8 protein-coding genes are annotated in these 12003 nt (G+C 59.7%); 3 read left to right on the top strand and 5 right to left on the bottom strand.

Annotated features, from left to right (window positions below; translation table 11 throughout):
• Window positions 1-32: 32 nt before the first annotated feature.
• The gene (locus BCM02_RS28840) at window positions 33-548 is read right to left on the bottom strand and encodes a zinc ribbon domain-containing protein (RefSeq protein WP_148932600.1); all 516 of its coding nucleotides are present in this window, start codon (window positions 546-548) and stop codon (window positions 33-35) included.
• A 170-nt stretch (window positions 549-718) separates the two neighbouring features.
• Window positions 719-4393 carry a CheR family methyltransferase gene (locus tag BCM02_RS28835; protein ID WP_148932599.1) on the bottom strand — a complete coding sequence of 1225 codons (3675 nt, stop codon included), beginning with the start codon at window positions 4391-4393 and terminating at the stop codon, window positions 719-721.
• 227 nt (window positions 4394-4620) lie between these two features.
• On the opposite strand from BCM02_RS28835, the gene BCM02_RS28830 reads away from it, so the two are divergent.
• Window positions 4621-5277 carry a cobalamin B12-binding domain-containing protein gene (locus tag BCM02_RS28830; protein WP_148932598.1) on the top strand — a complete coding sequence of 219 codons (657 nt, stop codon included), beginning with the start codon at window positions 4621-4623 and terminating at the stop codon, window positions 5275-5277.
• A 23-nt stretch (window positions 5278-5300) separates the two neighbouring features.
• On the top strand, window positions 5301-5873 hold the full coding sequence (locus BCM02_RS28825; protein ID WP_148932597.1) for a hypothetical protein: 573 nt from the start codon (window positions 5301-5303) through the stop codon (window positions 5871-5873).
• Window positions 5874-6500: 627 nt separating this feature from the next.
• On the opposite strand, the gene BCM02_RS28820 is transcribed toward BCM02_RS28825, so the two are convergent.
• From BCM02_RS28820 to BCM02_RS28810, 3 genes are all read right to left on the bottom strand, one after another.
• Window positions 6501-8123: an ABC-F family ATP-binding cassette domain-containing protein gene (locus BCM02_RS28820; RefSeq protein WP_148932596.1), complete on the bottom strand. Its 1623-nt coding sequence runs from the start codon at window positions 8121-8123 to the stop codon at window positions 6501-6503.
• Between the two features lie 154 nt (window positions 8124-8277).
• Complete coding sequence (locus tag BCM02_RS28815) at window positions 8278-9339, bottom strand: Gfo/Idh/MocA family protein (RefSeq protein ID WP_148932595.1); 1062 nt, start codon at window positions 9337-9339, stop codon at window positions 8278-8280.
• 151 nt (window positions 9340-9490) lie between these two features.
• On the bottom strand, window positions 9491-10468 hold the full coding sequence (locus BCM02_RS28810; protein ID WP_148932594.1) for an MBL fold metallo-hydrolase: 978 nt from the start codon (window positions 10466-10468) through the stop codon (window positions 9491-9493).
• Between the two features lie 319 nt (window positions 10469-10787).
• Between BCM02_RS28810 and BCM02_RS28805 the strand changes: the two genes are divergently transcribed.
• Entirely contained in the window at window positions 10788-11933 is a 1146-nt protein-coding gene (locus BCM02_RS28805) for a conserved virulence factor C family protein (protein ID WP_148932593.1), read from the top strand.
• The last annotated feature ends 70 nt before the right edge of the window (window positions 11934-12003 follow it).

Raw genomic sequence — 12003 nt, 5'->3', positions numbered from 1 at the left:
CCAGGGGGCCGTTCGCGCAAACCGCGGATCGATCAGCCGCGCTCCGTCTCTTCCGTCGCATCCGCGGCAGCCGAACCCGGCAGGTCGGACCCGCAGGAGACGCAGAATTGCGCCGATAGATCGTTCTCCGTACCGCAATGGCTGCAGACGACGCGGATCTCGCCCATCGTGGATTCGACCGGCTTCGGCTCCTCCATCGCCAGCTGCGAGCCGCAGTCCGGGCAATATCGCGTATCGAGCGACACGACTTTGCCGCACGCGCAGGACTTCTCCGAACGGATATGCTTGATCCGTTCCTCCAGCATGTCGATCTCCATGCGAATCTCGTCCAGCTGCCGCAGGAATCCGGCTACTTCTTCCTCGTGAGCGCCATCGTGCGAGCGGCTCGCATGAGCCTGGTAGACCGTCTCGCCGATTTGGCGGAACAGCTGTTCCATGTCTTTCTCCTTGCCGGCGATTTGGCCGCGGAGCTTCGTAATTTCCACCGTTTGCTGCGCCTTCTTCGCCGCCTCTGACGCGCTCTGCTTGACTTTATCAAAAAAGGACATGAGAATCTTCTCCTTCCAGCTTTACGCCACCTTCATTTCATTCCCTTTATTCTATCACAAATCGACAGGCTGACGCATATCCTGGCGACTAGCGCTTGTCCGTCCAGATCGCCTGAATGCCAAAAAGCGGCTTTCCCCTCCACGGGGAAGCCGCTTCCTCGATCCATGTCTTATGAAGGGATGTCCTGCGGCGATTCCGCCAGCGCCGACGCCGCCGACCGTGTCAGCCGCTGCGCCTCCTCGATTCGCTCCGGCTCCGCCCAGACGGGCAGCCCGACCCGGGCGGTCGTGCCAATGCCCATCTCGCTCTCATAGAGCAGCTTGCCTTGGTGATTCTCGATAATCTTGTAGCTCATCATGAGGCCGAGGCCCGTCCCTTTCGACTTCGTCGTATAAAACGGCTCGCCAAGCCGGGCCAGCATGTCGGCCGGAATGCCTCCGCCTTCGTCCTGCACGCTCGTCCAGACCAGGCCGTCCTCCATCATGCCGGTCGAGATCCGGATCGTCCCGCCGCCCTGCATCGCTTCGATGCCGTTCTTCAGCAAGTTGATGAACACTTGCTTCAGCTGGTTCGCGATGCCCTCCACGAGGAAGATGCCCGGCTCGCTGTGCATCTCAATCTGCACGTTGTTCATGATTGCCTGCGTCTCCAGAAGCATGACGACGTCGTTCAGCACCGAATGGATAGCCGTAACCTGGAATTCCGCCGCTTGCGGTTTGGCCAGAATAAGCAATTCGCTGACGATCTGCTCGATCCGCTCCAGCTCCATCGTCATGATGGAGATGTAATTGCGCTTATTGTCTTCCTTCATCAGCTTCGTGAAGCCTTTGAGCGAGGTGAGCGGATTGCGAATCTCGTGCGCGATGCCGGCAGCCAGCTGCCCGATCGCCGAGAGCATCTCCGATTTGCGCAGCATCTCCTCCGCTTCCTTGCGCTCGGTGATCAGTTCGGAGATTTTCATGAAGAAAATCGTCTTGCCCTTCTTGATGATCGGGTGCAATTGGGCTTTCTCCCAATACAACTCGCCGTTCTTCGCATGACCGGATAACTCGCCTTCCCACGTCTCGCCGGCCTTCAGCTTCTTCCAGATCTCCTCGAAATCGGCGTCCGCCGCGCGCCAGTCGTTCAGCTCCGCTAGCTGCCGGCCCATCGTCTCTTCGCGGTTATAATCGGACACGTCGTAATATTTGCGGTTCGCGTACACGATGGCGCCATCCGTATTCGTAATGACGACGACGGACGGGCTCTGCTCCATCGCATAGGAGAGCTTCAGCAGATCCTCGTTGATCTTCTTCAGTTCGGTAATATCGACGAAGGTGAGAATGACGCCTTTGGTCAACAGCTCGGTCGTCCGGTACGGCATCGTGCGGACGCTATACCAGCGGCCGTTCTTGCTCTTCACTTCCCGCTCCGTCGACTTGAGCGTCTTCAAGACGCGCGTGGCATCTTTCACGAAATCCGTATAATAGAAGTTATGCGATATATGACTGAACGGGCGTCCATAATCGACCTCGAGCAGATTAATCTCCTTCGTGACCGCGGGCGTGAACCGCCGGATGCACAGATGGGTATCGAGGAATATCGTCCCGATTTTCGTGCTGACCAGGAAATTGTCCATATCGTTATTAAGCTCGGTCAGCTCTTGAATCTTGAACTGGTACTCGGAGTTGATCGTGACCAGCTCCTCGTTCACCGCCTGCAGCTCTTCGTTCGTGCTCTGCAGCTCTTCGTTGGAGGCGATCAGCTCTTCGTTCGTGCTCTGCAGCTCCTCGCTGGAACTCTCGAGCTCCTCGATCGTCGCATGCAGCCGCTCCTCCGTCTGGCGAAGCTGGTTCTCCAGCCACAATAGCTGCCGGCGCACGTTCTCGTCGACTTCGATCGATTCGATTATGCTGCCGCGCTCTTGCAATTTCTCCGCCGGTTCGAACAGGACGAGCATCAGCCCGCCGAACATGCGATTCGTCTGGGAGAACGGCTTGACCGTGATCGTCGTTTCCGCTACGCCCATATTGTTATCGAACCGGACATTGTACAGCGATACCGTCGGCTCGCCGCCGCGCACCTTCTGGACGGCCGTGACGATCGCCATCGCCAGCCGAGGGTCGAGCAGCTTGTGCACGTTCCAGCTTGGTCTGCCTTCCATCGGGGACAAATACGGCTGCATCTTGCCCGTTAGATGCTTCACGTCGAGATTCTCGTCTATTAACAGCGAAGGCGGCATGTGCTCGTTGACGAGCGTCGCATATAATTCATCCGTCCTGCGCAAATCCGTTGATTTGGCCATCTCTCGTACCTTCCGCTTCATCAATTGATCCGGAGCGCCGGCCGAGCCTTCTCGTGCCTCCAAGTGCAGATTCTGCCCGCCAATGCCGCCCAACCGGTAAGCCTTATGTTGAAATATATTCCATTTCGAGTGAAACGGCTCGAACAAGTGATCCAAGCGCCCGATCGTCTCGCTCGGCCCAAGAAACAGGAAGCCCGAAGGATTCAGCGCGAAATGAAACAACGAAAGCACCTTCCGCTGCATCTCGCTCTCCAAATAAATCAGCATGTTCCGGCATGTGATTAAATCCAGGCTGCTGAACGGCGGATCCTTGATTAGATTGTGCGGCGCGAAGACGACCATCCGGCGCAGCTCTTTGGACACCTGGTACGTGTCCCCCTGCCGCGTGAAAAACCGTTCCCGCCTCTGCTCGCTCACGCTCGATTCGATGCTGACCGGATAGACGCCGAAATTGGCGTATTCGATGGAATGCTTGTCCACGTCCGTCGCGAAAATCCGAATCGTGTAGCTCCCCGCATCCGGCAGCCCGTCCATGAATTCGGCCACGAGCATCGCCAGCGAATAGGCCTCTTCCCCGGTCGAGCAGCCCGCCGTCCAGATGCGCACCTCCCGCTCCTTCGTCTTCGACTCGAAAATCCGGGGAATCACTTGCTCGGCCAGCAGGGAGAACGCCTCCGCATCGCGAAAGAAGTTGGTGACATGAATGAGCAGGTCTTTGCGCAAAGCCGTCAGCTCGTCCTCTTCCTCCGTGAACAGCTTATAGTAGGCGGAGAGCGTCTGGCAGCCCGTCGCGCTCATCCGTTTCTCGATACGCCTCAAAAGACTAGGGCGCTTATAGTAACTGAAATCGATATTGGTCTCTTGGCGGATGCTGTCCAGAATCTTCGAGACGAGCTCGTCCCTCTCGTCATCGCTGACCTGTTCGATTTCCGACACGAGGGAATCCGCGCTCGGGATGAGCGCCGGCGCGTAGTTCAGCTTGGCCGCGATCCCCTCCGGAGACAGCACGTAATCGACGTACCCCGTCTGTATCGCGCTTCGGGGCATCCCGTCGAATTTGGCGGTCGCCTCGTTCTGCGCGAAGATGATGCCGCCCGCCTTCTTAATGGCGATCGCGCCCTTGGTTCCGTCCGAACCGGTACCGGACAAAATAATGCCGATGGCCTGCGAGTGCTCCTCGAGCGCCAAGGAGCGAAAGAACACGTCGATCGGATAATGAACCTCGCCCGGCTCGGGACTGGCCACGTACAGCTTCCCCCGATGGGTGCGCAAGCTTCGGTGTGAAGGCGCCAAATAGACGGTATTGGCCTCGACCGTCATCTCATCCTCCGCTTCGACAATGCGCAGGGTCGTATATTTAGATAGAATCTCGTTCATTAAGCTCTTATAGTGAGGGGACAAATGCTGGATCACGACGTAAGCAAGTCCATTGTCGGATTTCGCTTCCTGAAATAGCGTCTTCAGCCCTTCCAGTCCGCCTGCCGAAGCGCCGATGCCGACAATGCGGGACGGTAAATCGCAAACATACTGCCGCTCTAGCTGTGCTTGTTCTTCCTGCACCTTAAGCCCTCCGTGGGAGGTCACCTGCACCTCTAATAACCCTCATTAAACATTAAACACGCTTTATAAACACGAAACAAGGCATACTTCTCCGGCTCGACCGATGTTCCTTCCGTTCGGCAAAATCTATCAAAATACTCCTCGCTTTCTCGTCGGAACAATGCCTATAATAGAGGCACTCTAACCTTGAACGCAAAGCGAAGTTCCATATTCGGGAGGCGACCCACATGCAATTGGCTGTCGAAGAGATTGCCGAGCTGATGCTCGCCGGACGCCATAGAGCGGTCATGGATCAGCTCGAGCGTTATCGGGAGAGCGGCGCGAATCGCTTGTTCCTGTACGACCGGCTGCTCAAGCCCGCGATGCGCCACATCGGCGAGCTATGGGAGAATAACCTCATCTCCGTCGCGGACGAGCATCTGGCGTCGGGCGTCTGCGAATGGGTGCTGGAGCGGCTAGGCCCCCTGCCGGACGATAGCCGGCGGTTCCGCGCCATGCTGTTGTGCACCGAAGGCGAACTGCATGATCTGGGTCTCAAAATGTGCGCCGGCATCTTCCGCGAACATCGGTGGGACACGCGTTACTACGGGCCTAACCTGCCGCTCGAATACGCCATGGCGGGTGCCCTGCATTATAAACCCGATGTCATCGCGATGTCGCTTACGATGCAGCATCAGCTCGTGCAGCTTCGATCTTACGCCGACGCCTTCCTACAGCTGATGCCGAGACCGGCCGTCGTCGTCGGAAGCCGACTCGTCGGCGAGCTCGACCTGCGGCCGCACGTCCCCAATGAGACGGTGCTGCTCGGCGATCTATTCGAATTGTCCGATTGGCTTGCGCGGTTCGAACGCTCCACGCTCGGCGAACTGCAGCAACTGGGCTAATTATGACTTGGGGGATAAGGAACATGAAGAACACGGGCGATATGCTTCATTGGTCCACGATCCCCGCCGCTTTATTCGTCGTAGACGCGTCGTTGCGCCTCTTTGAGGCCAGCGACGCCGCGATTCAACTGTTCGCCCCCGGTCGGGACGCATCCTTCCTCGAGCTGCTCGACCCGGGCTCGGTCGCGAAAGCCCGACGACTGCTTGTCCCAGGCTGCGGAGAACCGCAGCAAGGCGTCGAGCTTAATATGATCTCCATCCAAGGCCCGACGCTGCTGGTCGACGTCTACCCGCGCTGGCATTCGGATGGCCTGGGCTGGTTGTTCTGCGGCGTTAAGAACGCCGAGCTGGAACGAATCGAGCTGCGAATCGGCCGAATGACGAATCTGTTGAGGGAGGAGGCTCTGCCCTCGCGGACGGTCCGCCCGCTTCACATCCGGACGCCAAGCGATGAAACCGGCCAGCTGCGCTCCCGAATCGACGTCGCCCTCGAGCTGCTGGAGATGCTGCGGCCGGATCTGATCGAGCTGGGGAAGGACGATTTCCTGAACGTCGTCCTCGCGCAGCTGCGATCCGAGCCTCATCAGGAATTCTGATTAAGAACAAAAGGGCTTCGCCCTTCGAGAACCCTTTCTTCCTCCCCCAAGCCCCCTCGAGACAATGCTGTTAGGTTAAGAGGGCTCCGCCCCGTTGATCCCACTTTTGTTGCTCCCTCCTCCCACCTCCTCCACCGAGGAGGCTCCAAAGGGCTTTGCCCTCTGGACTCCCTTTTTCGTGCTGGCATGTTTATTCGCGGTCGGCGGGAAGGCTTGAATGTGGCACGCTTTTGTCCTGACGGACAAAGCTTCAGTGGGTTTTGAAGTTCGTCCTAAGACTTAAGCCTGTCAACTATAGGCCCTAATTGGCTTCAGCGGACGTTTTTCCTTAACCTGACAGCATTGCCCCTCGCGAGGGGTTCCGAGGGTCCCGTCCCTCTGGATACCCGGAAGAATCTTGTCTCGTTACGCGGCCGTCGTCGATGTGTCCTTTCGAGGGGATCCCGCTATTCGTGCGTTACGTTTTGCCTTGGGCTGCTATCCTGTAGGGGTGTGTCCTTGATGCGGCTCCGTGCGGACCTTCGCTTTCGTTTTTATCCATATTTGGAACGGTTCTATAACTCACCCAAACAACAAGAAGAGCCCTGCGGAATCAACCGCAGGGCTCTCGTTGTATAAGTCTCTAGCTTATTCAGCCGGGTACATGCGCTCGCGAAGCGCTTTGACTTCCGCGTTCTCGAGGTATTCGTCGTAGCTCATGATCCGGTCGATGACGCCGCTTGGCGTAATCTCCACGATGCGGTTGGCGATCGTCTGCACGAACTGATGGTCATGGGAGGTGAAGATCAGCGTGCCGTCGAAGTCGATCAACCCGTTGTTGAGCGCCGTGATGGATTCGAGGTCCAAGTGGTTCGTCGGTTCGTCCATGAGCAGCACGTTCGAGCCGGAGAGCATCATCTTGGAGAGCATGCAGCGCACTTTCTCGCCACCGGAGAGGACGCTTGCTTTCTTCAGCGCTTCGTCGCCGGAGAAGAGCATCCGGCCCAAGAAGCCGCGGATGAACGATTCGTCCTGATCCTTGGAGTATTGACGCAGCCAGTCGACCAGGTTCATCTCGACGCCGTCGAAATAAGCCGAGTTGTCTTTCGGGAAGTAAGCTTGCGTCGTCGTGACGCCCCACGCGTACGTGCCGCTGTCCGCTTCCGTCTCGCCCATCAGAATTTGCATGAGCACCGATTTCGGTTGCGTATTCGGGCCGACCAGCGCGATTTTGTCGCCTTTGTTCACGGTCAGCGTCAGGTTGTCGATCAGTTTTACGCCATCGACGCTCTTCGTGAGTCCTTCGGTGAGCAGCAATTGCTTGCCGGCTTCGCGCTCGGGCTTGAAGTGGATGAACGGATACTTCCGGCTGGAAGGGCGAATGTCGTCCAGCGAGATTTTGTCGAGGAGCTTCTTCCGGCTCGTCGCCTGCTTCGCCTTCGACTTGTTGGCGCTGAAGCGCTGGATGAACGCCTGCAGTTCCTTGATCTTATCTTCCTTCTTCTTGTTCTGGTCGCGCATGAGCGTGAGCGCCAGCTGGCTGGACTCGTACCAGAAGTCGTAGTTGCCGACGTACAACTGGATTTTGCCGAAATCGATATCCGCGATGTGCGTACATACTTGGTTCAGGAAGTGACGGTCATGGGATACGACGATAACGGTGCCTTCATAGCCGGCCAGGAAGTTCTCGAGCCATTCGATCGACTGCATATCCAAATGGTTGGTAGGCTCGTCAAGCAGCAGGATGTGCGGGCTGCCGAACAGCGCCTGCGCGAGGAGAACGCGGACTTTCTCGTTGCCGGAGAGCTCCGACATCTGCTTGTCGTGCAGCTCCGGCGGGATGCCGAGGCCATTGAGCATGCCCGCCGCTTCGGATTCCGCTTCCCAGCCGTTCATATCCGCGAATTCCGCTTCCAACTCGCCGGCGCGCATGCCGTCCTCGTCGGTGAACGGATCTTTCATGTAGATCGCGTCTTTCTCTTTCATGACCTCATAGAGCTTCTTGTGGCCCATGATGACGGTCTCGAGCACCTTGAACTGGTCGTACTCGTAATGGTTCTGCTTCAGCACGGCCAGACGCTCGCCCGGCGTGATGTGCACTTCGCCGTTCGTCTGCTCGACTTCGCCGGAGAGAATTTTCAGAAACGTCGATTTGCCGGCGCCGTTCGCGCCGATAAGGCCGTAGCAGTTGCCCGGCGTGAATTTGATATTAACATCCTCGAATAAGGCGCGCTTCCCGTATCGAAGCGTGATGCCGCTTGTACTGATCATGGTACGCAATCCCGTCCTTTTGTTCATTTGATACTCATCGCACCATTATACCACAACGAACGCGAAAAGTCCTTGCGCGAATCCGGCGCGCATGACAAGAGCAGCCACCGGAAACCCGGCGGCTGCTCTGTGTTTGCCTTTGTGCGCGATGCGACTAGTCCCAGTTCAGCTTCACTTCGTTGCCCGTCTTCGACGACTCGTAGATCGCGTCCAAAATCCGGTTGTTCGTGTAGCCCGACAGCGCGGTCGTGATCGGCTCCTTGCCTTCTTGGATGCAGGCGACGAAATGCTCGCTCATCAATTGGCGCGCGTCGCCCTCGAGCGGCGCGAGCGTCGATTCGATGATGATGTTGTTCTCGTGCGTGACCGTCTTGCCCGTGCTGCCGACGATCGAAGCGCCCGCGTCCGTGCCCATCAGGTAGATGAACGGATCTTCGCTCAGGCCCGCCGCGTGCGCGGCCCAGCTCACTTCAAGCGACAGCGTCGCGCCGTTGTCGAATTTGATCAGCGCGGTCGCCAAGTCTTCGACGTCGTAGTACCCGTCCCAATTCGGCGTGCCCCAGCTGCCGATGCCGGCTTTCTTCGGACCGAATTCCGCGTACGTCGTCCCGAATACCGATACCGGCTTCGGGTTGCCCATCATGTACAGCGTCAAGTCGAGCATGTGCACGCCGATGTCGATGAGCGGTCCGCCGCCGGACTCGTCCATCCGCGTGAACCAGGAGCCCCAGCCCGGAATGCCCTTCTTGCGGAACCAGCCCGCTTTCGCGTTGTAGATGCGGCCGAGCTTGCCTTCTTCGATCTCGCCCTTCAGCGCGCGGGACAGCCCTTCCCAGCGCATTTGGTGCGCCATCATGAGGATTTTGCCCGACTGCTCCTTCGCTTCGACGATCCGGCGCGCCGTCTCGGAGTCGATGGACATCGGCTTCTCCAGCAGGACGTGCTTGCCTTGGCGAAGCGCTTCGATCGCCAGCGGCGCGTGGAACTTGTTCGGCACGGCGACGACGACCGCGTCGATGTCCGGATCTTCCAGCAGCGCCTGCGGGCTCTGGTGGACGAGCGGAATATTGTGCTCTTGCGCCCGCTGCTCCGCGTGCGGCAGGAAGACGTCGGTGATCGCGGCCACCTGCGCGCCTTCAAGTTTCTGGAATGCGCCCATGTGCGCGTTGCCGATCGCGCCCGCGCCGATAATGCCGATTTTTACGATGCTGCTCATTATGGTATAGCCTCCCGTTGGATGATTGCGTTTGCATCTATATGGAACGCGTTACGAGGAACGCGCCCGGTGTTCTGTCGCGCTCGGATTACGTTCAATTGCAGTTTACCGGACATTCGGTGTCGAAACCAGTAGGCACGGTAGGGATTTTTCAATCCGATTTTGTCATGGCGTCGGCTTCGGCGATCTTGAGCACCCTCCCCTGCGGCAGCACCTCGATCCGCTCCGGCTCGATGCCGAGTCTTGCCCGCTCCGTCTCCAGCCGGTCCAGCGCTTCCCGCGGCGTGTCGTCCGCCAGCGCGAACGCCCCGTAGTGCATGGGAACGAACAGCCTCGCGCCCACGTCGATGAACGCCTGAAGCGCTTCTTCCGGCGTGACGTGCTGCATCTTCATGAACCACTCCGGCTCGTACGCCCCGATCGGCATGAGCGCGACGTCGATGCGGAACTGCTGCCCGATCTGCTTGAACCCGTCGAAATACCCGCTGTCCCCGGCGAAGTAGATCGTCTCGGGCGCGTAATCGTGCGGCTTCGCGTTCATGATCGACTCGACCGGCTCGATGACGAATCCGCCCCAATGCGACCGGTTCGTGTCCGTCAGCGTGCGGCGCGTCCAATGCTGAGCCGGCACGAACGTGAAGCGGACGCCGTCCACCATCGTCTGCTCCCACCACTGCAGCTCGGTGACGAATTCGAAGCCTTTCTTGCGCAGCAGCGGTCCGAGACCGGCCGGCACGATGAGCCGCTTGTCGCCGATAAGCTTCTTGAGCGAAGGCAGGTGAAGATGATCGTAATGGGAATGCGACAGCAGCACGACGTCGACCGGCGGCATTTGACCGATCTCGATCCCCGGCGGCGTCAGCCTTTTCTGAAAGCCCATCGTTTCGGCCCAGACCGGATCGGTGACGATCGTCAGCCCGCTGTGGCGGATCAGGAACGTCGAATGGCCGACCCACGTCACCGAGGCCGCCTTCGTGCGGCTTCGCAAATAGCGCAGATCGGCTTTGACCGACGGCACGCGCCAAGAGAAATCTTTCGTTTTCATTTTGGCGGCCCGCTCCCGGCGCCAGCGGCGAAGATCGGCGAACGAGCTCGTCTTCGCCTCCGGATTCATATTCGTGTAACGCATGTGCGAAACTTACCCTCCCAGCCTATCAAATCGCGGCTTCTATCTTGCGTTGCTTCTACGATATCAACCCCGCGGGAATTACGCAAATCCGGAATGGCTGCGCGGAATTCGCCAGGTCGGTCCTCGCGTCCCCTATCGTCGGTTCCGGTCAAAAGCTAGCTTACCGCCGCGGATTGACGCTGCTTGCGCAGCGTCTCCGGTCTCCCGCTCTCGCACGTTCTCTCCCGTTGCCGCGGCTCGCTTCCGGGCGTGATTTCCGGTACACTTAAAGGGATGCTGGACGGTAATATGATCGCGGTTATTAAGGAGGTATGCGCAAATGCGCTTGATATTTATTGAACCGACCCCAAGTCCGAATACGATGAAATTGAACGTGGACGAGAAGCTGCCTGCCGGCAAACGGGAGACGTACGCCTTGGCGGACGCGGACGCGGCGCCCGAGCCGCTCGCCGGCCTGCTGCGCATCGACGGCGTGCGCGGACTGTTCCGCACCGCCGACTTCATCGCTCTCGACCGCAAGCCGGGCGCGGACTGGGAACGCATCCTGTCCGGAGCGCGGACGGTGCTGGGCGAAAGCGCGGACGGCGGGAAGCCGGAGGACGGCCAAGCCGCCGACAGCTTCGGCGAGGCGCACGCATTCGTGCAGCTGTACCGCGGCATTCCGATTCAAGTCCGCGTGCGGATGGCGGACCGCGAAGTGCGCGCGGCGATGCCCGCCGCCTTCACGGACGCGGTCACCCGCGCCGCCGCCGCGACGATGATCCGCGAGCGCAAGCTCGAGGAGCTCGGCGTCCGCTACGGCGAGCCGGAAGAGATCGCGGCCGAGCTGGTGCGCGAGCTTGAGGCCGCCTATCCGCAGCAGCGGCTGGATGAGCTCGTCGCGGATGCCCTGGCCGCCGGCGCGGCGGGCGGCCAGACGCCGGCGCCGCCGGTACGCCCGGAGCCGCTGACGACCGAGGAACTGGCCGCCCGTCTGCAATCTCCGGAATGGAACGAGCGGTACGAAGCGCTGAACCGCACGATCCCGCAGCCGGATATGCTGCCGCTGCTGGCGCAATGTCTGGCGGACGACAATGCTTCGATCCGCCGGCTGGCCGTCGTCTACCTCGGCGAGCTGCGCCTGCCCGAATCGATGCCGCATCTGTTCACGGCGCTGCGCGACAGCTCCGCCTCCGTCCGCCGGACGGCGGGCGACACGCTCTCCGATCTGGGCGATCCGTCCGCGATCGGCCCGATGATCGAAGCGCTGGGCGACCGCAACAAGCTCGTCCGCTGGCGGGCGGCCCGCTTCCTGTACGAAGCGGGCGACGACAGCGCGGTCGACGCGCTGCGCGGCGCCTCGGAAGACGCCGAATTCGAAGTGCGTCTGCAGGCGCGCATGGCGCTCGAGCGCATCGAACGCGGCGAAGAAGCGGCCGGCTCGGTGTGGCAGCAGATGACGGCGCGCGAGCGCGGAGAAGGTTAGAGCGGTTGAACATCCGCCGCTTGGATTCGGCGGATGGGAGCGCCGGGAGGGGAAACCTTCCCGGCGCTTT

It is taken from the genome of Paenibacillus methanolicus (assembly GCF_008124765.1).
Lineage (GTDB): Bacteria > Bacillota > Bacilli > Paenibacillales > Paenibacillaceae > Paenibacillus_Z > Paenibacillus_Z methanolicus.
This window is presented reverse-complemented; position numbering and strand designations above follow the sequence as displayed.